Annotated in this window: 29 protein-coding genes; 15 read left to right on the top strand and 14 right to left on the bottom strand. The window is 71.7% G+C overall.

Features of this window, described 5'->3' with window-relative positions; all coding sequences use genetic code 11:
* Positions 1-111 precede the first annotated feature (111 nt).
* Entirely contained in the window at positions 112-1,341 is a 1,230-nt protein-coding gene (locus FH608_RS42460; protein WP_139636537.1) for a Mur ligase family protein, read from the top strand.
* Entirely contained in the window at positions 1,331-2,044 is a 714-nt protein-coding gene (locus FH608_RS42465; protein WP_139636539.1) for a type 1 glutamine amidotransferase, read from the top strand. Before FH608_RS42460 ends, FH608_RS42465 begins: the two co-directional genes overlap by 11 nt.
* 28 nt (positions 2,045-2,072) lie before the next feature.
* On the opposite strand, the gene FH608_RS42470 is transcribed toward FH608_RS42465, so the two are convergent.
* The 3 genes from FH608_RS42470 to FH608_RS42480 all read right to left on the bottom strand — a co-directional run bounded on the left by FH608_RS42470 (position 2,073) and on the right by FH608_RS42480 (position 6,054).
* Positions 2,073-2,435 carry a DsrE family protein gene (locus tag FH608_RS42470; protein ID WP_139636541.1) on the bottom strand — a complete coding sequence of 121 codons (363 nt, stop codon included), beginning with the start codon at positions 2,433-2,435 and terminating at the stop codon, positions 2,073-2,075.
* A 9-nt stretch (positions 2,436-2,444) separates the two neighbouring features.
* Complete coding sequence (locus FH608_RS42475) at positions 2,445-4,664, bottom strand: transglycosylase domain-containing protein (RefSeq protein ID WP_317135614.1); 2,220 nt, start codon at positions 4,662-4,664, stop codon at positions 2,445-2,447.
* 205 nt (positions 4,665-4,869) lie between these two features.
* Positions 4,870-6,054, bottom strand: a complete 1,185-nt coding sequence (locus tag FH608_RS42480; protein ID WP_226900402.1) for an RNA-guided endonuclease InsQ/TnpB family protein — start codon at positions 6,052-6,054, stop codon at positions 4,870-4,872.
* Positions 6,055-6,239: 185 nt separating this feature from the next.
* Here FH608_RS42480 and FH608_RS42485 point away from each other — a divergent pair, with 185 nt between their 5' ends.
* The 4 genes from FH608_RS42485 (at position 6,240) to ygfZ (ending at position 8,716) form a co-directional block, all read left to right on the top strand.
* Positions 6,240-6,728: an FABP family protein gene (locus FH608_RS42485; RefSeq protein WP_139636545.1), complete on the top strand. Its 489-nt coding sequence runs from the start codon at positions 6,240-6,242 to the stop codon at positions 6,726-6,728.
* A 6-nt stretch (positions 6,729-6,734) separates the two neighbouring features.
* Entirely contained in the window at positions 6,735-7,031 is a 297-nt protein-coding gene (locus FH608_RS42490; protein ID WP_139636547.1) for a DUF2470 domain-containing protein, read from the top strand.
* Between the two features lie 322 nt (positions 7,032-7,353).
* Positions 7,354-7,767 (top strand): Fur family transcriptional regulator, encoded by a 414-nt coding sequence (locus FH608_RS42495; protein ID WP_139636549.1) that lies wholly within the window; start codon positions 7,354-7,356, stop codon positions 7,765-7,767.
* 10 nt (positions 7,768-7,777) lie between these two features.
* The gene (gene ygfZ, locus FH608_RS42500; RefSeq protein WP_139636551.1) at positions 7,778-8,716 is read left to right on the top strand and encodes a CAF17-like 4Fe-4S cluster assembly/insertion protein YgfZ; all 939 of its coding nucleotides are present in this window, start codon (positions 7,778-7,780) and stop codon (positions 8,714-8,716) included.
* Between the two features lie 133 nt (positions 8,717-8,849).
* On the opposite strand, the gene dtd is transcribed toward ygfZ, so the two are convergent.
* The gene (gene dtd / locus FH608_RS42505) at positions 8,850-9,275 is read right to left on the bottom strand and encodes a D-aminoacyl-tRNA deacylase (protein WP_139636553.1); all 426 of its coding nucleotides are present in this window, start codon (positions 9,273-9,275) and stop codon (positions 8,850-8,852) included.
* 59 nt (positions 9,276-9,334) lie between these two features.
* Here dtd and FH608_RS42510 point away from each other — a divergent pair, with 59 nt between their 5' ends.
* Positions 9,335-10,243 carry an asparaginase gene (locus FH608_RS42510; RefSeq protein ID WP_139636555.1) on the top strand — a complete coding sequence of 303 codons (909 nt, stop codon included), beginning with the start codon at positions 9,335-9,337 and terminating at the stop codon, positions 10,241-10,243.
* Here the strand turns inward: FH608_RS42510 and FH608_RS42515 are convergent.
* Entirely contained in the window at positions 10,240-11,847 is a 1,608-nt protein-coding gene (locus tag FH608_RS42515) for a DUF2207 domain-containing protein (RefSeq protein WP_226900403.1), read from the bottom strand. The genes FH608_RS42510 and FH608_RS42515 overlap by 4 nt on opposite strands.
* A gap of 28 nt (positions 11,848-11,875) precedes the next feature.
* Positions 11,876-12,964, bottom strand: a complete 1,089-nt coding sequence (locus tag FH608_RS42520) for an FAD-dependent monooxygenase (RefSeq protein WP_139636557.1) — start codon at positions 12,962-12,964, stop codon at positions 11,876-11,878.
* Positions 12,965-13,067: 103 nt separating this feature from the next.
* Between FH608_RS42520 and FH608_RS42525 the strand changes: the two genes are divergently transcribed.
* Positions 13,068-13,973, top strand: a complete 906-nt coding sequence (locus FH608_RS42525) for a TetR/AcrR family transcriptional regulator C-terminal domain-containing protein (RefSeq protein WP_226900404.1) — start codon at positions 13,068-13,070, stop codon at positions 13,971-13,973.
* A 71-nt stretch (positions 13,974-14,044) separates the two neighbouring features.
* Here FH608_RS42525 and FH608_RS42530 read toward each other — a convergent pair whose 3' ends face one another.
* The 6 genes from FH608_RS42530 to FH608_RS42555 all read right to left on the bottom strand — a co-directional run bounded on the left by FH608_RS42530 (position 14,045) and on the right by FH608_RS42555 (position 17,520).
* Positions 14,045-14,779, bottom strand: a complete 735-nt coding sequence (locus tag FH608_RS42530; protein ID WP_139636561.1) for an alanyl-tRNA editing protein — start codon at positions 14,777-14,779, stop codon at positions 14,045-14,047.
* 23 nt (positions 14,780-14,802) lie between these two features.
* On the bottom strand, positions 14,803-15,165 hold the full coding sequence (locus FH608_RS42535) for a DUF2516 family protein (RefSeq protein ID WP_139636563.1): 363 nt from the start codon (positions 15,163-15,165) through the stop codon (positions 14,803-14,805).
* 119 nt (positions 15,166-15,284) lie between these two features.
* The gene (locus tag FH608_RS42540) at positions 15,285-15,704 is read right to left on the bottom strand and encodes a hypothetical protein (RefSeq protein WP_139636565.1); all 420 of its coding nucleotides are present in this window, start codon (positions 15,702-15,704) and stop codon (positions 15,285-15,287) included.
* Positions 15,705-15,707: 3 nt separating this feature from the next.
* Positions 15,708-16,199 (bottom strand): helix-turn-helix domain-containing protein, encoded by a 492-nt coding sequence (locus FH608_RS42545; protein ID WP_139636567.1) that lies wholly within the window; start codon positions 16,197-16,199, stop codon positions 15,708-15,710.
* Between the two features lie 62 nt (positions 16,200-16,261).
* A complete protein-coding gene (locus FH608_RS42550) occupies positions 16,262-17,167 on the bottom strand; it encodes a M56 family metallopeptidase (RefSeq protein ID WP_139636569.1) in 906 nt (301 codons plus the stop codon).
* Positions 17,164-17,520, bottom strand: a complete 357-nt coding sequence (locus FH608_RS42555) for a BlaI/MecI/CopY family transcriptional regulator (RefSeq protein WP_139636571.1) — start codon at positions 17,518-17,520, stop codon at positions 17,164-17,166. The genes FH608_RS42550 and FH608_RS42555 overlap by 4 nt, the downstream gene beginning before the upstream one ends.
* Before the next feature lie 124 nt (positions 17,521-17,644).
* Here FH608_RS42555 and FH608_RS42560 point away from each other — a divergent pair, with 124 nt between their 5' ends.
* The 5 genes from FH608_RS42560 to FH608_RS42580 all read left to right on the top strand — a co-directional run bounded on the left by FH608_RS42560 (position 17,645) and on the right by FH608_RS42580 (position 22,348).
* Positions 17,645-18,115: a DUF305 domain-containing protein gene (locus tag FH608_RS42560; RefSeq protein ID WP_193318936.1), complete on the top strand. Its 471-nt coding sequence runs from the start codon at positions 17,645-17,647 to the stop codon at positions 18,113-18,115.
* Between the two features lie 3 nt (positions 18,116-18,118).
* Positions 18,119-20,044, top strand: a complete 1,926-nt coding sequence (locus FH608_RS42565) for a cytochrome c oxidase assembly protein (RefSeq protein ID WP_139636575.1) — start codon at positions 18,119-18,121, stop codon at positions 20,042-20,044.
* Positions 20,045-20,089: 45 nt separating this feature from the next.
* Positions 20,090-20,680 (top strand): helix-turn-helix domain-containing protein, encoded by a 591-nt coding sequence (locus FH608_RS42570; protein ID WP_226900405.1) that lies wholly within the window; start codon positions 20,090-20,092, stop codon positions 20,678-20,680.
* Positions 20,681-20,800: 120 nt separating this feature from the next.
* Positions 20,801-21,742 carry a class I SAM-dependent methyltransferase gene (locus FH608_RS42575; RefSeq protein WP_139636580.1) on the top strand — a complete coding sequence of 314 codons (942 nt, stop codon included), beginning with the start codon at positions 20,801-20,803 and terminating at the stop codon, positions 21,740-21,742.
* Between the two features lie 102 nt (positions 21,743-21,844).
* Positions 21,845-22,348, top strand: coding sequence for an O-acetyl-ADP-ribose deacetylase (locus FH608_RS42580; protein WP_139636581.1), 504 nt, complete (start codon positions 21,845-21,847; stop codon positions 22,346-22,348).
* 47 nt (positions 22,349-22,395) lie between these two features.
* Here the strand turns inward: FH608_RS42580 and FH608_RS42585 are convergent, their stop codons facing one another.
* Together FH608_RS42585 and FH608_RS42590 are read right to left on the bottom strand one after the other, a co-directional pair.
* Complete coding sequence (locus FH608_RS42585) at positions 22,396-23,202, bottom strand: class I SAM-dependent methyltransferase (RefSeq protein ID WP_139636582.1); 807 nt, start codon at positions 23,200-23,202, stop codon at positions 22,396-22,398.
* Between the two features lie 156 nt (positions 23,203-23,358).
* The gene (locus FH608_RS42590) at positions 23,359-24,102 is read right to left on the bottom strand and encodes an SDR family NAD(P)-dependent oxidoreductase (RefSeq protein ID WP_139636584.1); all 744 of its coding nucleotides are present in this window, start codon (positions 24,100-24,102) and stop codon (positions 23,359-23,361) included.
* A gap of 154 nt (positions 24,103-24,256) precedes the next feature.
* Between FH608_RS42590 and mshA the strand changes: the two genes are divergently transcribed.
* Both mshA and FH608_RS42600 read left to right on the top strand, forming a co-directional pair.
* Positions 24,257-25,534: a D-inositol-3-phosphate glycosyltransferase gene (gene mshA / locus FH608_RS42595; protein ID WP_264372950.1), complete on the top strand. Its 1,278-nt coding sequence runs from the start codon at positions 24,257-24,259 to the stop codon at positions 25,532-25,534.
* Positions 25,535-25,574: 40 nt separating this feature from the next.
* Positions 25,575-26,057: a type III secretion system chaperone family protein gene (locus tag FH608_RS42600; RefSeq protein WP_139636586.1), complete on the top strand. Its 483-nt coding sequence runs from the start codon at positions 25,575-25,577 to the stop codon at positions 26,055-26,057.
* Positions 26,058-26,072 lie beyond the last annotated feature (15 nt).

Below are 26,072 nucleotides of genomic sequence, written 5' to 3' on the forward strand. Positions count from 1 at the left end.
GCTCACCCGTCGCGGCGAGCTTGGCCGCCCGCTTCGCCCGGGCCACCAACCGGGCCGCGTTTTCGTGTGCGTCTCCGAACTAACCGCCAACCCGGACTAGGATCCTTGGGCATGACCCAGCTTCCTCTGCGTGCGCAGCTCGCCAGCGCTCTGGGCCGCAGTGCCGCCACGCTGTCCAGGATGACCGGGCGCGGGGACGGCTCGGTGATCGGCGGGCGAGTGGGCCTGCTGCTCGAGCCCGACCTCCTGCGTAAGCTGGCCCGCGACCGCAAGCTGGCCCTGGTCAGCGCCACCAACGGCAAGACCACCACGACCCGGCTGATCACCTCGGCGCTGCTCGAGCTCGGCCAGGTGGCGACCAACGCGTTCGGCGCCAACATGCCGGCGGGCCACGTCTCGGCGCTCTCCCAGCACAAGGGCGCCCCTTACGGCGTGCTGGAGGTGGACGAGAAATACCTGCCCGAGGTGCTCAACACCACCGGCGCCGGTGTCGTGTGCCTGATGAATCTCAGCCGCGACCAGATGGACCGCGCAGGGGAGATCTGGCTGCTCGCGCAGAAGTGGCGCAGGGCCCTGTCCGGCAAGCCCACCCACGTCATCGCCAACTGCGACGACCCGCTGGTGACCTGGGGCGCCTCCACGGCCGCCAAGGTCACCTGGGTCGCCGGCGGCCAGCGGTGGAAGGAGGACTCGTGGTGCTGCCCCGAGTGCGGCGGCCCCCTCGACCGCAAGGACGCCGACTGGGCGTGCCGGGAATGCACGTTCCACCGGCCGGAGCCGCAGTGGGCGGTCGACGACGAGGTGGCCGTCGACCCGCGCGGGCAGCGCTGGCAGCTCGACCTGCAGCTGCCCGGCCTGGCCAACCGGTCCAACGCGGTGATGGCGCTGGCCGTGGCCGAGGCGTTCGGGGTGCCGGTGGAGCGCGCGCTGCCCCGGCTGCGCGAGGTCACCTCGGTGGCCGGCCGCTACACCACGGTCGAGCGCGACGGGCGCCACGCGCGGCTGCTGCTGGCGAAGAACCCGGCGGGCTGGCTGGAGGCGTTCGACGTGGCCGATCCGGGGCTGCCGATCATCCTGTCGGTCAACGCGCAGGGCCCCGACGGGCGCGACACCTCGTGGCTGTGGGACATCGACTACCGCATCCTGCGCGGCCGGCCCGTGTTCGTGACCGGGGAGCGCCGCCTCGACCTGGCGCTCCGGCTCGACGTGGCGGACGTGCCGTTCACGCTCTGCGACTCGTTCAACGAGGCCCTCGCCATGCAGCCGCCCGGACGCGTCGACGTGATCGCCAACTACACCGCCTTCCAGCAGATCCGATCGGAGTTCGGCCGTGCCGTCTGACAGCGCCCTGCGCATCGTCTGGATCTACCCCGACCTGCTGAGCACGTACGGAGACCAGGGCAACGTGCTCGTCCTGGAGCAGCGCGCGCAGCGGCGGGGCATCGAGACGGAGACGATCCACGTACGCTCGGCGGACCCGGTGCCCGAGACCGGCGACGTCTACCTCATCGGCGGCGGCGAGGACCGCCCGCAGATCCTCGCGGCCGAGCGGCTGCGCCGCGACGGCGGCCTGCACCGCGCCGTGGCCGGCGGGGCGGCGCTGCTGGCGGTGTGCGCCGGCTATCAGATCATGGGCAGCAGGTTCGGCGGCGAGGAGGGTCAGCCGGTCGACGGCATCGGCCTGCTCGACATCGCGAGCTCCCGCGGCCCCGCCCGCGCGGTGGGCGAGCTGGTGGCGGAGGTGGACGCGGCGCTCGGCCTGCCCACGCTGACCGGCTTCGAGAACCACATGGGCGTCACCCACCTCGGTCCCGGCGTCCGGGCGCTGTCCAAGACCAGCGTGGGCGTGGGCAACGGCGACGGCTTCGAGGGCTGCTACGCGGGCCACGTGGTCGGCACCTACCTGCACGGGCCCGCGCTGGCCCGCAACCCGGCCCTGGCCGACCTGCTGCTGTCGTGGCGGGTGGGGGAGCTGGCGCCGCTCGACGACTCCAGGTACGAGGCCCTGCGCCAGGAGCGCCTCGCGAAGGTCCTCCAGAGCTGACCCCGCTCGCGGGGGCGCCGGGCGCGCGTCAGTAGACGAGTGCCTGGACGCCTTCGCGGAGCACTTCCTCGACGAAGGCCGGGGCGCCCGCGATGCGGACCCCCTCGATGAGGTCGTCGGCGGTGATGCCCCGGCGGGTCGCGCACTGGGTGCACAGCGTCACCTGCCCGGCGGCCAGCACGGCGTCGAGCAGGTCGGCGAGCGGCGCGGCGTGCGGCAGGCTGAACTCCTTGGCCTTGCCCGGCAGCGCGAACCACGCCGACTCGCCGGTCAGCCAGAGCGAAACGGGCACACCGCTCGCGAGGGCGGTGGCCGCGACGTTGAACGCCTGGTTGCACCGCTCGGGCGCGTCGGCCCCGGCGGTCACCTTGATCACGAGCGAACGTCCCATATCAGCAGCCTAACGCCACGGCCCGCCCCGGTGGCCTCCGTTCGGATGCTCCGCCGAGCCCGGCCCGCGTGGACCGCCGGTCTCCGCCCTGCTCTCGGGCGGACCGTCGCTCTCCGGCCCGCCGTCCTCCGGCCCGGCCTCGCGCGGCCCGCCCTCCTGCGGCCGGCCTTCCTGTGGCCGGTCGGCGCGGGCCGGTGCGCAGTTCTGGTCGCAGCCGCCGAAGCGGGCCGTGTTCACGGGGGTGAAGTCCGAGGCCGGCACGTCCTTCAGCGCCGCGATCATGGTGTCCTTCCAGATCGGCCCGGGCAGCGTGGCGCCGGCCACCGCGCCGAAGTACCGGCCGCCGATCGTCACCCCGGTCAGCTTGTACCGCTGGGAGCCGCGCGGGTCCCCGATGCTGACCGCCCCCGCCAGGTCGGGGGTGAACCCGGCGAACCAGGCCGTCGCGTACCCGTCCGTGGTGCCCGTCTTGCCGGCCGCCGGGCGGCCGAGGCCGCCGACGCCGCTCATCGTGCCCTTGGTGAGCACGCCGGACAGGACGTGCGCGGTGGCGTCGGCCACCTCCGGGTCCAGCGCCTCGCGGCACGACGGCTCGTACGAGGTGGCCTTGCCCGCCTCGCTCACCTTGGCGATGGCCATGGGCGCGCAGTACGTGCCGCGCGCCGCGACGGCCGCGTACGCGCTCGCCACCGTCACCGGGTCCATCTCGTTGATGCCGAGGGTGAACGTCTCGTACTCCTGCAACGGGCCGCCGTCCGCCCGCGCGATGCCCAGCGACTTGGCCGTCTCCACCGTCTCGCAGAGGCCGACCCGCTGCTCCAGCGCCATGAAGAAGGTGTTCACCGAGCCCCACGTGCCGGTCGCCAGCGTCTTGAAGCCGGGCGTTCCCTCGTCGTTGGTGACGGTCCAGGACGGGATGCCCATGTTCTGCCCCTTGCAGTTCTTGAACGAGGCGTAACCGGGGGCGGTGTAGGCGTTGGTCACCTTGATCCCGTCGTCGATCCGCATGCCCCGTTCGAGCGCCGTGATCAGGGTGAACGTCTTGAACGTCGAGCCCGCCTGGAAGCCGATCAGACCGCCGTGCCGCTTGTCGGCCACCGCGTTGTAGGAGATCTCGTTGCGCCTGGCCGACCGGCCGAAGGGGCGGCTGGCGGCCATCGCCCTGATCTTGCCGGTGCCCGGCTCGACCAGCGCCTCGGCGGCGACGGCGTGGTCGGAGGCGTACACGTGCTTCTTGATCGCCGTCTCGGCCGCCCGCTGCGCCGCCGGGTCGAGGGTCGTGTAGATCTTCAGGCCGCCGCGCTCGAACCGCTGCTCCCTGATCTGCCGGGTCCTGCCGAAGGCGGGGTCGGTGAGGAGCTCATAGCGTACGTACTCGCAGAAATAGGGGTACGGGCTGTCCTCGCACCCGTTGGGCGCCCTGACGCCCTTGTAGCCGAGCTCCTCCGCCTTGGCGCGCGCCGCCTGCTCCGGTGTGATCCTGCCGAGGTCCGCCATTCGGTCCAGCACCACGTCGCGGCGCTCCAGCAGCCGCTTCCTGGCCTGCTTGCCGAGCTGGGGGTCGGTGCTGTTGGGGTTCTGGACGGCGCCGGCTAGGGTCGCCGCCTGGGCCAGACTCAGGCGGGCCGCCGGGACGCCGAAGAAGCGCCGGGCCGCGGCTTCCACGCCGTTGGCGCCCGCGCCGAAGTACGCGATGTTCAGATATCTGCGGAGAATCTCGTCCTTGGAGTACTTCTCTTCGACGCCCATCGCGTACCGCAGTTCGTTGAGCTTGCGCGCGTAGCTGGCCTCCAGCGCCTTGCTCTTGCCCTCCTCGGTGTCGGCCGAGTTCAGCAGGACCTGCTTGACGTACTGCTGGGTGATCGACGAGCCGCCCTGGGCGATGCCGCCCGAGGTGAGGTTCGTGGCGAGGGCCCGGATCGTGCCCTCGAAGTCGATCGCGCCGTGCTCGTAGAAGCGGTAGTCCTCGATGGCGACGATCGCCGTCTTCATCACGTCGGCGATCTGGTCCAGGGCGACGACCTTGCGGTTCTCGGCGTAGAACTGGGCGATGCGGTTGCCCTTGGCGTCGTACACGACGGAGGTCTGGGTCAGGGGCGGCTCTTCGAGCGCGGCCGGCTTGAGGTTGAGCGTGTCGGCGGCCGAGACGACCAGGCTGCCCGAGCCGCCCACGGCGGGCAGCGCGATGGCGGCGACCAGCGCGCCGGCGGCCACGGCGGCGCCGGTCAAGCGGGCAAGGCTCAGCAAACGGCTCGAACGGGACATGCGCGTCATGACAGCACAGGGCCGTTCCTCATGTCCAAGACCGATATGCCGCCGCAATCGATATCCAATCGGATATCACCGCAGCCCCGGCGGCGTCGATCGCCGCCTTTCCCGGCCACTACGCTTGGGGACCGTGACTCCTCCGCTCCCTGAGGGGAGTGGCTTCTCGCTAAGCCGCTTCCGAAGCCTGGCGAAGGGCAAGCCCTGCCCTGAGGATGTTGGCCGCCGCGTTCACGTCGGCGTGCGCGGCATGCCCGCACGCCACGCACCGGAACTCGGCCTGGGTGAGGCGGTTGTCCTTCGCGCAGTGCCCGCAGCGGGCGCACGTGCGGGAGGTGTTGGCAGGGTTGACTGCGATCAGCTCTCGACCGGCGCTTTCAGCCTTGTACGCGAGGATCGTCAGGAACACCCCCCAACCCGCGTCCAGGATCGAACGGTTGAGACCGGCCTTGGCGGCGACGTTGCGGCCGGGGGCCTCGATCGTGCCGGACGCCGAGCGGGTCATGCCCGCGATCCGCAGATCCTCGTGCGCGATCATGTCGTAGGCGCGGACCAGGGCGAGCGCGGCCTTGTGCGCGCCGTCCAGCCGCTGGCGGCGCACCTTGGCATGCGCAGCGGCGACGCGAGCCACCGCCTTGCGCCGCCGCCTGGAGCCCCGCTTCTTGCGGGCCAGGTCGCGCTGCGCCCTCGCGAGACGTTCGGCGGTCGCGGCCAGGTGGCGGGGGTTGGCCACGTGCTCCCCGCCGGAGGTGGTGACGAGCGAGGCGACGCCCAGGTCGATCCCGGCGACCGCGCCGGTGGCGGGCAAGGGCTGCGCGGGCACGTCGTCGCACGACAGCACCACGTACCAGCGCCTGCCCTCCCGCTTCACCGCGATCGTCTTCACGCGGCCCTTGACCGCCCGGTGCTGGTGGACGCGGACGTGGCCGATGCCCTGGAGCCGGACGTAGGTCGCGGTGGGGTGTGCGGGCTGGGAGTCCCACCGGCAGCCGTCGCCGTCCTTGGGCCACTGCACCGTGTCGAACCTGCCCTGGCCCTTGAACCGGGGAAAGCCCGGGGTGCGGCCGTCGCGGACGCGCCGGAAGAACGCTGCGAACGCGTTGTCGAGGCGGCGCAGGGTTGCCTGCTGGGAGGAGAAGCTCCAGCGGCCCTGCCCGTCGGGGTCGTCGCCGCGGATGTGCTTCAACTCGCCCGACTGCTCGCCGTAGCCGACCGTGACCCCGGCCTTGGCGTAGGCCGTGCGGCGGTGCTCCAGGGCGGCGTTGTACAGCTGCCGGTGATCCTCCAGGCACGCTGCCAGCGCCGCCGCCTGCCGGGCGGTGGGCCGCAGCAGGAATCTGAACGAACGGCGCACACCCACCTCCCGAACCACTCACGAACAGTAACGCGACGACCACGCTACAGACACGCACCGACAAAACCAGGAAGGACACCTGTGATGCGCAGACCTGACAGATCACGGCACGCCCGGGCCTTGACAGCCCTCCCGCTCCCGATTCCCCCGTCACCTCAAGGCGACGGTCCCCTCGGGAGGGTCTGATGGAACAACCTGAAGTGCACCCCGACCTGGAGCCCATCGCGTTCCTGCTCGGCCGCTGGGAGGGCGCCGGGGTGGGCGGCTACCCGACGATCGAGAGCTTCAACTTCGGCCAGGAGATCGAGTTCGGGCACAACGGGAAGCCGTTCCTGTCCTACGTGAGCCGCACCTGGCTGCTCGACGCCGACGGGAACCGGGTCAGGCCGCTGGCCACCGAGTCGGGCTACTGGCGGCCCCAGCCGGGCAGGCAGATCGAGGTGGTGCTCTCGCACCCGACCGGGATCGTCGAGATCTACATCGGCGAGGTCGTCTTCCACAAGATCGAGCTCCGCACGGACGTCGTCGCCCGCACCGCCACGGCCAAGGAGTACACCGCGGGCCACCGGCTCTACGGGCTGGTCAACGGCAACCTGATGTGGGCGTACGAGATGGCGGCCGTGGGGCACCCGCTGACCGACCACATGTCGGCCGAGCTGAAGAAGGTGGCCTGACCCGATATGAGCACGCCCTTCACCGCTGACGCCGTCGAGGCGATCAAGCGCCACATGAACGACGACCACGCCGACGACTCGCTGATCATCGTGCGGGCGCTCGGCGGTCGTCCCGGCGCCACGTCCGCCGTGACGAGCGACGTCGACGCGGAGGCGATCGAGTTCACCGTCGACGGCGGGGAGCGGGTGCGGGTGCCCTGGGGCGAGACGCTCACGGAGCGCGCCCAGGTGCGCAAAGCCGTGGTGCGGCTCTACCGGGAGGCGTGCGACAGGCTCGGCATCGCGGGCCGCGGCGAGCACTGACCCCCCGGCCCGTGCGTCCTTGGGCCGGACATGAAGAAGGGCCCCAGGCCAACTCCGCCTGCCGAGCAGGCGGGCCGGATGGACCATGGTCGGGATCAGGATCCCGCCCTCCGGCTGCCGGGGGCCCCGGTGGTTGCCTCGTATTCGCGTACGTCACGAGACAACAGTCCGCGGACGCTAGCGGACAACCACCTCGCTAGCCCAACTATGATTCACCATTGTTTGGACCACCTCCTTTCCGCGTACCAACGACGCTATGCGCTCACGGACGGAAGGAGCAAGCGAATATATCGGGCCGTTGACAGCGCCGTAGACTCTGTGCATGACGGAGACGCAGTGGCACGAGGAACTCCGCGCCAAGGGCTACCGGGTCACCCCGCAGCGCCAGCTCGTCCTGGAGGCGGTCAAGGCGCTGGAGCACGCCACTCCTGAGGAGATCTGCGTCAAGGTCCGCGAGACCGCCCGCGGGGTGAACATCTCGACCGTCTACCGCACGCTGGAGCTGCTCGAAGAGCTGGGCCTGGTCACCCACACCCACCTGGGGCACGGCGCTCCGACCTACCACCTGGCCGCCGAGGCCGACCACGTGCACCTGGTGTGCCGGGGCTGCGACAAGGTGATCGAGGTCCGTCCCGAGCTGGCCGAGGGGCTGGTCAAGGGGCTGGACGAGGAGCTGGGTTTCGTCGCCGACGTCCACCACCTGACCGTCTTCGGCCGCTGCTGCGACTGCCGATAGCCTGGAGGGCATGCGTAGCCCTCTGCTCGACCTCCCCGGGGCCGTCGCCGCCGACGGGCCCGACTCCGACGTAGCCGCACACTACGGCGACCTGTTCGCCGAGCAGCGCGCGCTGGCCAAGGGAGAGGCGGTCGTCGACCGCAGCAACCGCGAGGTGGTCCGCGTCTCCGGCGCCGACCGGCTGAAATGGCTCAACGACCTGACCTCGCAGAAGCTCGACACCCTCCGCCCCGGCGAGTGGACCCAGACGCTCGACCTCGACCTGCAGGGCCACGTGCTGCACCACCTGACGCTGGTCGACGACGGCGAGAGCGTGCTGGCCCACGTCGAGCCGGGCACCGCGCAGAGCCTGATCGACTACCTCGACCGGATGCGGTTCATGCTCCGGGTGGAGGTGTCGCGGGCCGACGACCTGGCCGTGCTGTCCACGGCCACGGAAGACTTCCTGGTGCCGCGCGACGAGCTGCCCGGCCACCTGGGGCGGCCGCTGGCGGGGCTGTGGGCGTACGAGGCGCTGCGGATCGAGTCGCACCGGCCGCGGCTGGGGTTCGAGACCGACCACAAGACGATCCCCCACGAGGTGGGCTGGATCGGCACGGCCGTGCACCTGTCGAAGGGCTGCTACCGCGGCCAGGAGACCGTCGCCCGGGTGCACAACCTCGGCCACCCGCCGCGCCGGCTGGTCTTCCTGCACCTCGACGGCAGCGTCGACACGCTGCCCCCGCACGGCGCCCCGGTGATCTTCGAGAGCCAGGAGGTCGGCGTGGTGGGTTCGGCCGCCCGGCACCACGAGCTGGGGCCGATCGCGCTGGCCGTGGTCAAGCGCACGGTGCCGGTCGACGCTCCGCTGCTGGCGGGCGGGGTGGCGGCGGCCCAGGAGGTCGTGGTGCCGCCGGACGCGGGCCGCAACGTCGCCATCGACCCCTCGCTCCGCCGCCGCATCCGCTGACGCGTGACGCTTGATGCTCCGCTGACGCCTGACGCCTGACGCCTGACGCCTGACGCCTGACGCTCCGCTGACGCCTGACGCGGACGTCGGGCGTCCGGACGGGGCGTCGGACGTCCTGACCGGCGTGCGGGCGTCAGACGTCCAGGACGAGGGTGATCGGGCCGTCGTTGACGAGCGACACCTTCATGTCGGCCCCGAAGACCCCCGTCTCCACGTGCGCCCCCAGCCCGCGCAGCTCCTCCACCACCGCCTCCACCAGCGGCTCCGCGACCGGCCCTGGGGCGGCCGCCTGCCACGTGGGCCGGCGGCCCTTGCGCGCGTCGCCGTACAGCGTGAACTGGCTGATCACCAGGAGCGGCGCCGACACGTCCGAGCAGGACTTCTCGCCGTGCAGGATGCGCAGCCCCCACAGCTTCGCGGCGAGCTTGGCGGCGGCGGCCCGCGTGTCGGTGTGGGTGACGCCCACCAGCACCAGCAGCCCCGGTTCCGAGATGGCCCCGACCGTGTGCCCGTCGACCACGACCGACGCCGAACTCACCCTCTGCACCACTGCTCGCATGGGAACCCATTCTGGACCAGGAATCGCGATCCGTAGACTCGTCCCGAAAGGGGAGCGAAATGTCGATGATTGTGGAAGTCGTCCGGTCCGGGTTCGTGGAGTCCACGCATCAGGCGCGCATGCTGACCGTGGACGCGCAGGGACGCCCGGTCGAGGCGAAGGGCGCGGTGCACGTTCCCGCGTCGCCGCGGTCGTCGATGAAGCCGCTCCAGGCGCTCGGCATGCTCCGCGCCGGTCTGCGGCTGGAGGACGAGCTGCTGGCGCTGGCCTGCGCGTCCCACTCGGGTGAGCCGTTCCACGTGGACGGCGTCAGGAAGATCCTGGCGGGCGCGGGGCTGGACGAGTCGGCGCTGCGCTGCCCTGAGGACTACCCGTTCGACCGCGCGGTGACCGAGCGCGGGCGCGTCCAGATGAACTGCTCCGGCAAGCACTCCGCGATGCTGGCCACCTGCGTGCTCAACGACTGGCCGACCGACTCGTACCTGGAGCCGAAGCACCCGCTCCAGCGGGCGATCCGCGAGACCGTGGAGGACCTGACCGGCGAGCGGATCGCCGCCACGGGCGTGGACGGGTGCGGGGCACCGCTGCACTTCGTCTCGATGCTCGGGATGACCAAGGCGTTCCGGGCGTTCCCGCTGTCCTCGCCCGACTCGTACGAACGCAAGATCTTCGAGGCCATGACCACCTACCCCGAGTGGACCTCGGGCACCGACAGGCCGGAGGCGAAGCTCATGCGCGCGCTGCCCGGCCTGATGCTGAAGGCGGGGGCCGAGGCGTTCGATGCGTTCGTCTTCGAGGACGGGCGCGCGGGCACCGTCAAGATCGAGGACGGGTCGTCGCGCGCCCGCGTCCCGGTCACGGTGGCGGCCCTGCGCTCGCTGGGCCTGGACGCGCCGGAGCTGGCCGAGCTGGGCGCCCCGCCGGTGCTCGGCGGCGGGCGTCCCGTCGGTGAGCTGCGGATCCGCTAGAGGGTGCGGAACTGGCGGCTCGCGGAGATGGCGCCCGAGGTCGTCGTGGTGAACGTGCGCATCGACCCGGCGAACTTCGACAGGTCCCACTCCGCGGGCCCGTGATACCAGTACAGGTTGTCGGCCTGGTGGCCGTTGCCCGTGACCGAGGCCACCACGCGCGACCAGTGCTCGACCCCGTCGAAGATCACCGCGTACGGCAGGTAGCGGGAGAACAGCTCCACCCGGTGCTGCTCGGGCACCTCGCCCAGCTCGCCCGAGAACAGGTACTGCCGGAAGCCCATCGTGTGGGCCAGCGCCGCCGAGCCCTTGGCGGTCTTGGCCGGCATGTACTGGCCGCCGACGGCCAGCGCGCCGCCCGCGATGATGACGGCCAGCCCGAGCAGCCCGTACGTGGTGAACCAGGCCAGGCCGACCGTGGCCAGGAGTCCTGCTCCGATGAGCACCACGCCGATCGTCGTCCACCGGGTCCGCTCGGTGTCCGGGCGCCGGGCGAACCAGCCCTGCGTGACCACGTCGGCGTACAGGGCGTCGCGCACCTTGCCCAGGTGGGACGCGAACGAGCCGGACAGCTGTGACAGCAGCACCGCGTCACGCCCGTCGAAGATGGCGTCGTACAGCGCCCGCTCGTACGGCAGCAGCGCGTTGACCTGCGCGTTCGGCAGCCTGACCAGCATCCAGTCAGGCGCGTCGTACGTCTGGCGGGGCTGCTCGTCGATCCGCAGGTAGCCGCGCACCGCGAGGTCCACGATCGTGGCGGTCACGTCGACCACGTCGGCCTGCTCGTCCACGAGCGTGCCGATCTGGCCGGGCCGCACCCCGTCAGGCGGGGAGAAGTGCCCGTTCTGCACCGGATCGACCGGGCCGCCGCTACCGCCCGCGACCCGGGCGTCGCGCCCGCGCGTCCAGTAGAGCAGCCCGATGCCGCCGAGCAGCAGCACCAGCAGCCCGGCCAGGGCGCCGCCGGTGATGGCGTTCAAGGTGAACGCGGAGGCCAGGGAGAAGCGCCGCTCGAAGATGGGGGCGCCCTGGCTGGACCCCTCCGGGTAGCCGATGACCACGGTCAGGGCCTGGCCGGGTGCGAGGTTCTCCTGCTCGAAGTCGGCCTGAGTGGCCGAGTGGTCCATGGAGGCCGAGGTGCAGCCGATGGCCGAGGTCAGTTCCCCGGCGAAGCAGGACAGGTTCTGGACCTGCCCGGGGCCGCTCACCTTGACCGTGGCCTTGGCGACCTGCTGGTCCCAGCCGTTCACCGCGAACCAGCGCAGCTCCTGGACGCCGCCCGAGGCCCCCACCGCCCCCTTGACGTCGTACTCGACCGTTCCGTCCCCTTTCACGGTGAGCACGTCGCCCGCCAGGGTGCCGCCCTTGACGTTCGAGATCTGGTAGAGGCGGTCGGTGTCGTCGTCGTACCGCGTCCTGGTGATGAAGGTCCGCTTGATCTCGCCCGGCGCCCCGCTGATCTTCTCGACCACGTGCAGGGTGCCGTCCTTGCCGAGGGTCATCGTCACCTCGTCCGTGATCCCTGCCTCCGCTGCGTACGCGGGGGCGGCGGTCAACGTCAGAGCGGTGGCCCCCAGAGCGGCCATCGTGAGCCTGATACCCATGGCGGCAAATCGTATCGGTTCATCCCTGTCAATCCAGTGTGATGCTGGTTGCAGCCCGCTGAACGCTCTCCGGGGAGGCGCCCCGGCCGGGGTTCTCGACGGCGAGTGCCTGGTTCCGCTCGATGAACGGGCGCATGCGCTGCTCGTACCGGTCGAAGGCCGCCTCCGGGTCGCGGCCGAGCTCCTGCGCCAGGACGTACGCCCCCACCAGCGCCAGGCTCGTGCCCTGTCCGGACAGCGGCGAGGCGCAGTAGCCGGCGTCGCCGACGAGCGCGACCCTGCCCCTCGTCCAGTGCTCCATCTTGACCTGGGCCATGGCGTCGAAGTAGAAGTCGTCGGCCTTCCACATGGCCTCGATCAGCCTGGCCACCTCCCAGCCCATGCCCGAGCAGTGCTCCTCGACCAGGCGCTTCTGCTGGTCGATGTCGCGGTGGTCGTAGTCGATCGGCTCGGCTCCGAAGCCGAGATTCACCCGCATCACGTCGGTGTCCCTGTCGCTGTAGACGGCGCCGCCCGCCGCGCCGTCGCTGAACCAGGTCTGCCAGTGGTCCAGGCCGAGGAAGTTGTCGGCGGTGAAGATCGACAGGTACGTGCCGAGGTGGGTGAGGAGCGGCTGCTCGGGACCGAAGACCAGGTTGCGGACGTTGGAGTGCAGGCCGTCGGCGCCGAAGACGTAGTCGTAGCGGGCCCGGCCGCCGCTCTCGAACGTCACGTCCACGCCGCCGGCATCCTGGTCGAGGCTGGCGATCGAGTCGCCGTAGACGTACCGGGCGCCCGACGCCCCGGCCAGGACGGCGGTCAGGTCGTCGCGCATGATCTCGATGTCCGGGCTGTCGAACCGGCCGCCGCTGATCGTGCCCTCCTCGCTGCGCATGACCTCGTTGCCGTCGCGGTCGACCATGGACATGCCGCGCATGGTGGTCCGCAGCGCCCTGATCTCGTCGATGACGCCCATCCTCGCGACCACGTCCAGCGCGGCGCCCCTGATGTCGATGGCCTGGCCGCCCCTGCGCGGTGCCGGGGCCCGCTCGACCAGCGTCGTCTCGAATCCGTGCCGCCCCAGCCAGTACGCCAGGACGGGGCCGCCGACGCTCGCGCCCGAGATGAGTGCCTTCATGAAGTCCTCCTTGATGTGAACCGCGTACGCTGAATGTACGACGTACGAACAGCAGCTCACAAGGGTATGCTGGGAGGATCTGTACTAGTACAGGAGGATGAGGATGACCGCGCCCTACGCCAGGATCGTCGCCGACATCAAGCGGCGGGTCGCCGACGGCAGGCTCCGCCCGGGAGACCGGGTGCCCTCGACCAGGCAGCTGGCCAGGGACTGGGGGGTCGCGCTGGCGACCGCCGCCAAGGCGCTCACGCTGCTCGCCCAGGAGGGCGTGGTGGTCGCGGAGCCGCGGGTGGGCACGGTGGTCGCGCCGCGCACCGCGATGCAGCGGCCCGACATTTCTGGAAATGTCGTGACCCGTGACCGCATCGTGCGGGCCGCCATCGAGATCGCCGACGCCGCCGGGCTCCACGAGCTCACCATGCGCGGCGTGGCCGACCGGCTCGGCATGGCCACCATGTCCCTCTACCGCCACGTGGCCGGCAAGGACGACCTGGTCCTGCTGATGGTCGACGCCCTGATCGACGACTTCCCGCTGCCCGAGCGGCCCCCGGACGGCTGGCGGGCCAGGCTGGAGACGACCGCGCGGCTCCAGTGGGCCGGCTACCGAGCGCACCCCTGGATGGCCACGGTCACCTCGCTCAGCCGGCCGCTGCCCTCACCCAGCCTCCTCAAGCACACCGAGTTCGTCATGGCGGCGCTGCAGGACACCGCGCTCGACGCCGAGACCAAGATGTACGTCCACGTCCTGGTCTACAGCTACGTGCAGGGCATCGCCGCCAACATCGAGCTGGAGCAGCGGGCCCAGGCCGCCACCGGGCTCACCGCCGACGAGTGGCTGGAGGAGCAGGAGGAGAGCATGGGCGCGCTCGCCGCGAGATATCCCGCGTTCGGGCGGCTCATCGACGAGCTCGGCGGCGACTTCGACCTCGACCTCGACCGGTTCTTCGAGTTCGGGCTGGGCCCGCTGCTCGACGGCCTGGCCATGCTCATCGACCAGCCGCAGACCTGAACGGCCGACCGGCTCGACCCCGATGCGCGAGAGCTCGGCTGATCGGCGATCTGAATGCGCGAGGGGCTCGGCTAGTCGGCGATCCGGATGCGCAGGCGGCGGAAGCCGCGGCCCTTGCTCTCGATCTTGGCGACCTTGATGTGGCCGATCTGCTTGGTGGAGGCCACGTGGGTGCCGCCGTCGGCCTGCGTGTCGAGCCCCACGATGTCGACGATGCGCACGTCCTGCACGCTCTCGGGCACGAGGTTGGTGGCCGTGCGGATGATGTCGGGAATCTCGAAGGCCTGCTCGCGTGGCAGGACGCGCACGTCGATGCGCCGGTCGGCGACGATCTCGGCGTTGCAGGCGTCCTCGACGGCCTCCTTGAACCCTGGAGGCACCTCCGGCAGGTTGAAGTCCATCCGGGCGCTCAGCTCGTCCATGTTGCCGCCGGTGACCAGGCAGCCGTAGTCCCTGAACACCACCCCGCACAGCACGTGGAGACCCGAGTGCGTGCGCATGAGGGCCGAGCGGCGCTCGTCGGCCACCGCCGCCCGCACCACGGTGCCGGCGGGCGGGATCGGGTCGCCCTCGGCCGGGATCAGGTGGAGGTCGTCGCCCTTGCGCGCCCCGACGATGCGGGTCTCGACGCCCTGCCAGAGCAGCACGCCGTGATCGGCCGGCTGGCCGCCGCCGCCCGGATAGAACGCCGACCGGTTCAGCACGATCCCGTCGGGCGTCGCGTCGAGCACGACGGCCTCGAAGTCGCGGAGGGCCTGATCGGACAGTTCGAGCCGCTGCGTGCGCCCGTGGAGGTCAGTGGTCATGGCGGAACCCTAGCGCCGCCCGGTCACCACGGCCCGTAGGGGCCGCTGCCCCGGCCTCCCATGCCCTTGACGGCCGGCTTGACGTCCACGATGTAGACCGTGGCCGCGATGACCGCCAGGATCGAGAAGATGCCGAGACCGATGCCGATGAACTGCGCCCCGCCGACGAAGAGGAAGGCGTTGAGGTAGCTCCACGCGCCCGCGCCGGAGAACAGCGTGGCCAGCGCGAGGATCAGCAGCCAGATCGGCTTCTGGAGCTTGCCCGCCGAGACGAACGCGGCCGTCGGCACCCGCAGGGCGTGCACGAGCGCGTAGACCGACATGCCGAAGATGATGGCGGCCAGCACCAGGAAGAGAAGGTTGAAGACACCGTTGATCAGACTCATGTTGTTGGCTCCGCACAACGCCGCGACGAGACGGCTTCAGCCTAATAGGCGCCCCCGACAAGCGGGCACCCCAATGCGGAAAGCCCGTCTCCCGGAAGGAGACGGGCCGTCCTGTCGGGTCAGGCCTTGGTGGTCCTGGTGGTACGAGGCTTCCTGACCGGCGTCACCGGCTTGGCGACGGGCGGCTCGGCGGCCTCGGACATGTCCTCGAGCTCCAGCGCGGCGTTGCCGCTGGCCCGGCTGACGATCTTGCGGCCGCGCGTGGCGAAGTCCTCGTAGACCTCGGTGGCGCGGTTGGACAGCTGGCCGGCGTATTCGCGGGCCTTGTCGGGAAACTCCCTGGCGAAGCCCTCGGCCCTGTCGGCGTACGCGCGGGCCCGCTCAGGCAGGTCCTTGGTGAGCTCGGTGCGGCGCGACTGGAGCCGCTGCAGCTGCTCCGGCAGCTCGCGCAGCTTCTCCACGGCGAAGTCGCCGGCGCCGGCGACGGCGTAGAACGGCTTGGATTCGGTGAGCTTCTTTACCTCGGTCGCGAGGGTCATGGGTTAACCTTCCTTGGTTTCCTGGGTGACGTTGTCGTCGCCGGAGGCCGCCGCATAGGGCTCAAGAGCGGCGCGCAACTCCTCCGGCAATGTCACGTCGTCCGATGCGGAGTCGTGCCGAGGGCGAGCATTCTGGGAGGTCTGCTCGTCTTCGGCGCGCTTCTCCTTGCGGAACGACTCATAGATATCAATCAGCACCTGGCGTTGCCGCTCGGTGAGATGCGTGTCGGCCCTGATTGCCGTGATGACGTCACTTGGCGGCTCGCGGTCCTCGATGAGGCCCGCCTGCACGTAGAGCGCCTGCGAGGAGATGCGCAGACCCTTGGCGATCTGGTTGAGGATCTCCGCGCTCGGCTTGCGCAGCCCGCGCTCGATCTGGCTCAGGTAGGGGTTGGAGACCCCCGCCGCCTCCGCGAGCTGCCTCAGCGAGATCTTCGCCTGCTGCCTCTGCTCGCGGATGTATTCGCCGATCGAACCGACCTTGGGTAGCGCCATGCCTCATAGTCTGCCCCACTCTGCTTGCAATTGCAAGCAGAGTGGTTAACAGCAGCAAGCGCTCAGAGCTGGAAGACCCAGAGGAACGGCGTGCTGGTGACCAAACTCACAGACAGCGCGATGTACGCGTAACGCACCGGAGTGGCCAGCTCGGGACCCGGCTTGATCAGCCGGTCGACCCTGGCCATGACATTCTGGGCATGCATGCCGAGCATGCCGTGCGGGGTGGGCATGGCGCCCGCCGTACCGAACCTGAGCAGCGCCGTCGCCAGCCTGCGCGGCGAGCAGTAGCGCCGGGCGCGGTCGTCGGCGGCCATCTCGATCAGCAGCTCCACCTGCGCCTGCGCGTCGGCCACCACCTTCGACCAGGGCATCGCCCTGCGCAGCGCGGCGAACGGCAGCAGCACCAGGTCGTGCCGCTCCCGCACGTGCGCGGCCTCGTGCGCGAGCACGGCCGCGAGCTCGTCCTCCGACAGCAGCTTGAGCGCGCCCTCGCTCACCACGACCTGCGAGCGCAGCCCCGGCACGCAGTAGGCGGCGGCACCGGGATGGTCGAGCACCCGCACGCCCGGCACGCCCGGGTCGTCACGCGCGATCAGCGCGAGCAGCATGCGATGCCGTCGGCGCGCCCGCAGCGCCTGCACGCCCGCGGTGAGCAGCACCGCGACCAGCACGGTCAGCGACGTCAGCCCGGCGATCAGGGCCAGCACGTGGAGGGCGTCCCACGCCTGCGCCGGCCGCTCGCCCTGGATGAACGCCGTCAGCCCGGGAAGGACGCCCATGCCGTACGGCTGGACCGCGTAGGCGAGCATGGCGCCGGTGGTGGCCAGCCCCCAGGCGACGCCCAGGGACTGCCAGACGATGATGGCCAGGCGGGGAGCCCGTGAGGTCCACGCGGCCGTGGTGAAACGCCAGGAGCCGACCGCGCACGCCGTGGCGAGCGCCGCCAGCACCACTGCCGTGATCACTCTTCCTCCAGCTCCGTGAGGGCTCTGCGCAGGATCTCCGCCTCGGGCCCCGACACGGCCTGGGCGAAACGGGTCAGGGCGGCCGACCGGTCGCCCGTCAGATCCAAGGCTTCCAGCATAAGCTCGGCGATGTAGGCGTCGCGGCTTTCCGCCGGCTGATATCTCCAGGCGCGGCCGTCACGGGTGCGCTCGAGGAAGCCCTTGCGGGTGAGGCGGTCGAGCACGGTCATCACCGTGGTGGGGGCAAGGTCGCGGTCGGCGATGAGCCTGCCGACCTCGCGGGCGGTCAGGGCGCTGCCGCCCGCCCAGAGGATGTCCATGATGCTGCGTTCAAGCTCGCCAAGACCCTTCACGCCCTTCAGATTAGCTCTACAATGTGTCGAGCAGGCATTCAGGGCTGTGTGAACCCTGCCACGCCTGAACCCTCGCGCGCCACTCCGCGTATCTCCAGGCATGCGTTGGAGGACGGCGATTGCGATGCTGCTCGGCCTGCTGGGGGCGGCGGGATGCGCGGAGCGCGCGGACACCTCGGTCGACCACGTGGACGCGGACGTGGTCTTCAACCAGGAGATGATCACCCATCACCAGCAGACGATCCGGCTGGCCGAGGTGGCGGCGGAGCGGGGCGAGTCCTCGTACGTGCGCGACCTGAGCAAGAAGCTCATCGCCGAGGAGAAGGCGGACATCGCGATGATGTCGTCCTGGCTGCGCTCCTGGCGGGAGCCGGTGCCCCCGGAGCCGGCCACCCAGCCCGGCGCGGATCTCCCGGCCGGGCCGGGATTCGACAGGAAATGGCTGGCGACGCTCTCCGGGCACCTGGAGCACGGCGTCCACATGGCGGAGACCGTCAAGAAGACGGGCCGGCACGGCCCCACCCTGGAACTGGCCGACGCGATCACCAAGGCGCAGCGGGCCGAACTGGCCGACGTCGCCGGACGCGCGGGGTGAGCCATGGCCAGGACCTACCCGACCGCCTTCCTGCCGGTCCGCGCCCGCGCCGGAGTCCGTGTCCGTGTCGCGATCTGTGCCGCCCTGGTGGCGGCCGCGGGCGTCGTGGTGCTGGTGGCGGTGCTGCGGTTCGGCGGGGCCGTCGAGCCGGAGATCCCCGGGCTGCCCACCGCGGGCCCGCTCACGGCGTGGGGGCTGCCGCTCGTCCGCTTCTGCCACGACCTGTGCGCCGTCGGCTGCGTCGGCACGCTCACGGCCGCCCTGCTGGCTCCTGTCGGCTCCCGGGAGTCGGGGGCCTGCGGGCGCGCGGCCGGGCGGTGGGCGCTCGGCTGGGCGCTGGCCGCCGCGCTCGGCTACGTCCTGACCCTGTCGAACCTCATCCCGCTGCCCGTCCCCGACCTGCTCGCCACTCCTGAGCTGCTGGGCTTCGGCACGACCGTCCCGCAGACCAGGGCCCTGCTCATGGTCCTGGCCGCCGCCGCGGTCGTGGCCGCGACGGGGCAGCGTCCGGCGACGGGCAGGTTCGCGGTGGTGGCGCGGCTCGCGGTCGCCGTGTTCGCGCTGCTGCCGCCCGCCTACGTGGGGCACGCCGCCTCGGCGGGCGACCACGACCTCGCCGTCTCCGCCATGATGGCGCACCTGGTGCCGGTCTCGATCTGGGTCGGCGGGCTGGTCGCGGTGCTCGTCCACTTCCGCCGCTCCGCCGACCTCCCCGTGGTGCTGCCCCGCTTCAGCGCGCTCGCGTTGTGGTGCTTCGCCGCCGTGGCCGTCTCCGGCGCGGCCGGCGCGTGGGTGCGCCTCGCCGCCCCTTCCGACCTCTGGCAGAGCACGTACGGGCAGCTCGTGCTGGCCAAGGTCGCCGTGCTCGCCCTCCTCGGGCTGTTCGGCTGGAGTCACCGCCGCCGCACGGTCGCGGGCGTCGCCGACCGCGGCGTCCGCCGTACGTTCGTGCGGCTGACGGTGGGGGAGGTGGGCGTGATGGCGGCGGCCATGGGCCTGGCCGTCGGCCTGTCCCGTACGCCGCCGCCCGAGGGGAGCGCCGGCGGCCACGAGCACCTCGCGCTCGCGCCGTTCACCCCCGGCGCGCTGCTCACCGAGATCCGCCTCGACCCGACCGTCCTGCTGCTCCTCGCGCTGCCCGCGGTCGCGTACGGGGTGGGCGTGCGCAGGGCCGGCTCCTGGCCGGCCGGCCGGACGCTCGCCTGGTACGCGGGCCTGGCGCTGACCGCGCTGGTGCTGCTCGGCGGGGTCGGGAGCTACGCGCGCGTGATGGTGTCGGCGTACACGCTCCAGCACACCGTGCTGGCGGTCCTCGCCCCGCTGCTCCTCTGCCTGGCCGCGCCACTCACCCTCGCCACCAGAGTTCTGGGCCGGCCCTTCGCCCTCGCCGCCAGGGCCGCGGCCGCGCCGCTCACACCCGTAGCCAGGGCCGCGGCCGCGCCGCTCACACCCGCCACCGGAGCCGCCGGGCACTCCGGCCTCGGTCTCCGGTTGCTCTCCCGTCCCGCCGTCCTGCTGGCGGGCTACGCCGTGGCGGTCCTCCTCCTGTACGGCACGCCGTGGCTGTCCTGGTCCCTGTCCGGTTACGCCCCTCACCTGCTGACCTCGCTGCTGTTCCTGGGACTCGGCCTGCTCGTGTTCAGGGTGGTGGTGAGCGCGGACCCGCTGCCCGGCCCGGTCCCGTGGGCCGCCCGCGTCCGGCTGCTGGCCGCCGTGGCGGCGGTCCATCTGGCCCTCGGCGTGGCGCTGCTGCTCGGGCCCGCGGTCGCGTCCGACTGGCTCTCCCTCGCCGCCCCGGCCGGTGCGCCGGACCTCCTCGCCGACCAGCGCCTGGCCGGAGCCGTGTGCGTGCTGCTCCCGCCGCCGGTGCTGGCCATACTGGCCCTGGCGCTGGAACGGCGGACGGGAAGGATCCGTACGGACGGTTGACCGCGAGCCCCATCCGGCTTGCGAGCCGCGCATACGATGTTGCGCATGAAGCAAGAGGACGGAGAGCTGGACAGCCTCGTACGCAAGCGCATCCGCGCCCTGCGGGTCGCGCAGGGCTGGTCGCTGGAGGAGCTGGCCGGCCGCGCCAACCTCAGCCAGTCCTCGCTGAGCCGCATCGAGAACGGCCGGCGCCGCCTCGCTCTCGACCAGCTCGTCACCCTCGCCCGCGCCCTGGACACCACGCTCGACCAGCTCGTCGAGACCGCCGCCGACGACGTGGTCACCAGCCCGATGATCGACAGTGCGCACGGCCTGATGCGCTGGCCCGTGAAGGGCGACCCCGGCATGAGCGTCGTACGCCAGCGCATGACCGAGCCACCGCCCGACAACCCGTCGCGCATGCGCGCCCACCCCGGCCGGGAATGGATGGTCGTTCTCTCCGGCACCGCGATCCTCATGCTGGGCCACCGGCGCTTCCGCCTCGAGCCCAACCAGGCCGCCGAGTTCCCCACGATGATGCCGCACGCCATCGGCGCCGAAGGGGGACCGTGCGAGATCCTCGGCATCTTCGACCGTGATGCCCGCCGCGGGCACCAGCGTGACGGTGACGGCGACACCCCTGACATCGGTGGCTGACGGCAGCGCGCGCCCTCCCGTACCGGTGCGCCTTGCGTGTCGCGCACCGCCTGGAGCCGGTATCTTGCGCATTCCGGGAGAAGTCATGCCGCACAGGCAAACGCGCCGTACGGTGACGGCATGACGCACGCACACCAGCACACTCCGGATCACGGCACGCGGCCCGGCCACTCCCACACTTCGGATCACGGCACGCGGCCCGGCCACCACCACACCTCCGACCACGGCACGCGGCCCGGCCACCACCAGCAGGACGACGCCGGCCAGGCAGAGATCCTCGACCTGGACGCCGACGTCCTCGCCGGGCACATCGCCGGCATCACCGCATGGCTGCCCTTGGAGACCGGCCCGCGCCGGATCGTCGACCTCGGCTGCGGCACGGGAGCGGGCACCTTCGCCCTCCTGGACCGCTTCCCCGAGGCCCACATGATCGCCGTCGACGCCTCCCCCGAACACCTCCAGCGCCTCCGCGAGAAGGCGTGCGCCCGGGGCGTCGACGACCGGGTGCGCACGGTGCAGGCCGACCTCGACGCGGCCGGCTGGCCCGACCTCGGCACGCCGGACCTGGTCTGGGCCTCGGCCTCGATGCACCACCTGGCCGACCCCGGCCACGCCCTGCGCACCGTCCGCGACATGCTCACGCCCGGAGGCCTGTTCGCCGTCGTCGAGCTGGCCGGGTTGCCCCGCTTCCTGCCGGCGGACGCCCCCGAGGACCGGCCCGGCCTGGAGGACCGCTGCCACGCCGTGACCGACCGCCTCCACGCCGAACACATGCCCTTCCGCGGCGCCGACTGGGGGCCGCTGCTCACCGCCGCCGGGTTCGCCCTCGCCGGCGAGCGCACCATCACCGTGAACATCGACGGCGCCGGCAGCGAAGCCATCGGCCACTACGCCCTGGCCACCCTGCGGCGCGTCCGCGGCGCCGCCGCCGAAGAGCTCCCGGCCGAGGACCTCGCCGCGCTCGACCGGCTGCTCGACACGGACGGCCCGCACAGCATCCTGCGCCGCGACGACCTCTCGGTACGCACCGAACGCACCGTCTGGGCCGCACGCCGCCCCTGACCCGCGATCCGGCACCTTGCCCGCCGGCCAGGACGGCTGAGGCCGCCAGGGTTCGCTGCCGGCCGTCAGCGGCGATCGCATCGAGGTGGCAGTCTCAGGAAGATGGACATCACGCTGGTGCGCGGCGACATCACCGAACAGCGCACGGACGCCATCGTCAACGCCGCCAACTCCTCGCTCATGGGCGGAGGAGGGGTGGACGGCGCCATCCACCGCCGCGGCGGGCCGGAGATCCTGGAGGAGTGCAGGAAGCTGCGGGCCGGCCACTACGGCAGGGGCCTGCGCACCGGGCAGGCGGTGGCCACGACCGCCGGGCGGCTGGCGGCCAAATGGGTGATCCACACCGTCGGGCCGGTCTACTCCAGGTCGGAGGACCGCTCCGAGCTGCTGGCCGCCTGCTACCACGAGTCGCTGCGGGTGGCCGACTCGCTGGGTGCCAGGTCGGTGGCGTTCCCCGCGATCTCGACCGGGCTGTACGGCTGGCCCATGGACGGCGCGGCGCGGATCGCCCTCGCCGCGGTGCGGCAGGCCGACACGTCCGTGGACGACCTCCGTTTCGTGCTGTTCGACGATGCGGCCTACGCCGTCTTCGAGGCGCACCTCTGACGGCCTGAGCGGGTTTCCCGGCGGCGGCCCAACACGGTCAACGGCTTTCAGCGCGGGTCGACGGCGGACCAGGGAAGGGTCAGCTCGCCGAGCCGCCACCTGGCCGGGCCGCCCAGGGGCGGGCTCATGGGCACCGGCCAGGACGTGGACAGCACCCGTACGGCGGCCAGCCACCGCTGCCGCACCCCATGAGCCCCATATGGCGCGCTCACCGCCCAGGCATGGTCGAAGTCGCTCAACAGCGCATGGATCCGCTCACCGGGCACGTTCCGGTGGATGAGCGTCTTCGGCAGCCGGTCGGCCAGGTCCGAAGGGCGCTCGAAGGCATCGAAACGCGCCGAGAACGTGATCGTCCGGGGTCCTTCCGATGAGAGCCCCACCCATACCGCTCGCCGCCCGTTCTCGGATGAAGTGCCCTCCACCAGCACTCCACCCGGAGCCAGCCCGCCCCTGAGCACATCCCAGTAGTGCCACGCCTCGGCCTCGCCGTACTGCCTGAGCACGTTGAAGGCCCGCACCAGCGTCGGCGGGCGCGCGACGGGCAGCTCGAAGCCGCCCAGCCGGAAGCTCAGCCCCTCCCGCTCGTACGGCTTCGCCAGTGCCACCCTGGCCGGGTCGATCTCGATCCCGACCACCTCGACCCCGGGCACTGCCCGGCGCAGCCGCGAGAACAGTTCCAGCGTCGTGGTGTGCGACGCTCCATACCCGAGGTCCACGACGAGCGGCCGCTCGGCCGCCCGCAACAACCGGCCGTGGGCGGCGACGACCCACCGGTCGGAGCGCCGCAGCCGGTTGTGCCCGGTCGTCCCCCTGGTGACCGCGCCGACCGGCGACGCCTTCCTCGACCCTTTCACCCGACCTTCTTCGTCCTTGAGTCCAGCGGCCTCCGGACCGCCGCCACCGTCGCCGTCGCGGATCATGGGACCGCTGCGACCGAAGCGAGGCTCAGCCGCCCTGCCCCGTCCAGCCGTCGGCGTGACGCGGGCGATCCACCGGGGCCGCGGGCCGGTCTAGTCGCTGACGCGGTGCAGCCTGTGCTGCGCGGCCTGGGCCCGCGGGCGGATGACCAGGCGGTCGATGTTCACGTGGGCGGGGCGGGTCACGCACCAGGCGATCGCGTCGGCCACGTCGTCGGAGCTCAGCGGGCCGGGCACGCCCGCGTAGACCCGCGCCGCGGCCTCCTCGTCGCCGCGGAACCGGGTGACCGCGAACCCCTCGCTCTGCACCATCCCCGGCGCGATCTCCACGACCCGCACCGGCTGCCCGACCAGCTCGAGGCGGAGCGTCTCCACCATCGAGGTCTGGGCGTGCTTGGCCGCGCAGTAGCCGCCCCCGCCCTCGTACGACACCAGACCCGCCGTCGAGGTCACCATCACGAGGACGCCGTCGCCCGACGCGACGAGCCTCGGAACGAGCGCCTGGGTCATGCGCAGGGAGCCGAGCACGTTGACGTCGTACATCCGCTGCCAGTCGTCCAGCCGCCCCTCGGCCACCGATTCGAGGCCGAGGGCGCCGCCCGCGTTGTTGACCAGCACGTCGCAGCGCTCCAGCGAGCCCACCAGCGCGTCGACCGACTCCTGGGAGGTCACGTCCAACGTCACGGGCGTGATCGAGGACACGTCGGCGGCCAGCTTGTCGAGCCGCTCGCGCCGGCGTGCCGCCGCCACCACCTCGAAGCCCTCGGCGGCGAGCCGCCGCGCGGTCGCCTCCCCGATCCCGCTGCTCGCCCCGGTCACCACAGCCGTTCTCCGCATGCCCTTCATCCTGCCAGCCCGCCACCCCACCTCTCATCCCGAGACTTCCACGGCCCGCCCGCACCCCGTCGGTAGCCCAGAAACACGCCTTATGACCTGATGTCGGGAATGTCGCAAAAATCTGGATAGTTGACCCGCGTGGAGGTGGTGTCGAGTGAGGCGACGACGGGTGAGCCGGGTCGCGACCATCAGCATGCACACATCGCCACTGGACCAGCCCGGAACGGGCGACGCCGGAGGCATGAACGTGTACATCGTCGAGTCCGCCAAGCGGCTGGCCCGGCACGGCGTGGAGGTGGAGATCTTCACCCGGGCCACCGCCCGTGACCTGCCGCCCGTGGCCGAGCTGGCCCCGGGCGTCCTCGTACGCCATCTCACCGCCGGCCCGTACGAGGAGATGGACAGGAGCGACCTTCCCGGACAGCTCTGCGCGTTCCTGTCCGAGGTGCTGCGCACCGAGGCCATGTACGACCCGGGCCGCTACGACGTCATCCACTCCCACTACTGGCTGTCCGGCCAGGTCGGCTGGCTGGCCAAGGAGCGCTGGGGCGTGCCGCTCGTGCACACCATGCACACCATGGCCAAGGTCAAGAACCTGCTCCTCGCCCGCGGCGACAAGCCGGAGCCCCCGGCCCGCGTGTTCGGCGAGGAACAGGTCGTGCAGGTCGCCGACCGCCTCGTGGCCAACACCGCCGACGAGGCGCGCGAGCTCATCGACCTGTACGGCGCCGACGAGCGGCGCGTCGCCGTCGTGAACCCCGGCGTCAATCTCTCCGTCTTCCGGCCCGCTTCACAGGCCGCCGCCCGCCACCGCCTCGGGCTGCCGCAGAACGCGCACGTCCTGCTCTTCGTCGGCCGCATCCAGCCGCTCAAGGCCCCTGACGTGCTGCTCCGCGCCGCCTCCAGGATGCTCATCGACGACCCGTCGCTCCGAGACCGCCTCGTCGTGGCCTGCGTCGGCGGCCCGTCCGGCAACGGCCTGGCCCGGCCGTCCCTCCTGGCCGAACTGGCCACCGAACTCGGGATCTCCGACGTCGTACGCCTGGTGCCCCCGGCTCCGCAGGAGGCGCTGGCCGACTGGTACCGGGCGGCCTCGGTGACCGTCGTGCCCTCGTACAGCGAGTCGTTCGGCCTCGTCGCGCTGGAGTCGCAGGCCTGCGGCACCCCCGTGGCCGCCGCCGCCGTGGGCGGGCTGCGCACCGCCGTACGGGACGGCGTCTCGGGCGTGCTCGTGGACGGCCACGATCCGGCCGCCTGGGCGCCGGCGCTGCACCGCCTCATCACCTCGCCGCGCCTGCGCGACACGCTGGCGCGCGACGCCCGCGCCCACGCGGCCGCGTTCGGCTGGCAGTCGACCGCGACCCGGTTGGTGGAGGTGTACGCCGGTGCGATCGCGAATCTGCACAAGACGCCCGTCGCCCTGAACTTCTAGCCCCCGTACCTCTGTTCTGGCGGCCTTCTATCCTGGCGGCATGCGCGATGTCGTCGAAGCCGCGCTCAAGGCCGCGGACGTCTCCTACGACGAGCCGCGGCCGGGGGCGTTCCTGGTCAAACTGCCCGGACAACACAAGCTCGCCACCATGACCTGGCTGATCGTGGGGGAGCAGGTCCTGCACGTCGAAGCCTTCTTCTGCCGCCAGCCCGACGAGAACCACGCCGAGTTCTACCGCTGGCTGCTCGGCAAGAACGGCACGATGTACGGGGTGCACTTCTCGCTCGATCCCGTGGGCGACGTCTACCTCGTGGGCCGGGTGCCGCTGGCCGCCGTCTCGGAGGAGGAGGTGGACCGGCTGCTCGGGTGCGTGCTGACGTACTCGGACGACTGGTTCGACCGGGCGCTGGAGCTCGGGTTCGCCTCGTCCATCAGGCGGGAGTGGGAGTGGCGCGCCAAGCGCGGGGAGTCGCTGGCCAACCTGCAGGCGTTCGCCCGCTTCGCCGACCCGCAGCGGTATTGACCCTAGGATTGGCGA

This window comes from Nonomuraea phyllanthi, assembly GCF_006334985.2.
Lineage (GTDB): Bacteria > Actinomycetota > Actinomycetes > Streptosporangiales > Streptosporangiaceae > Nonomuraea > Nonomuraea phyllanthi.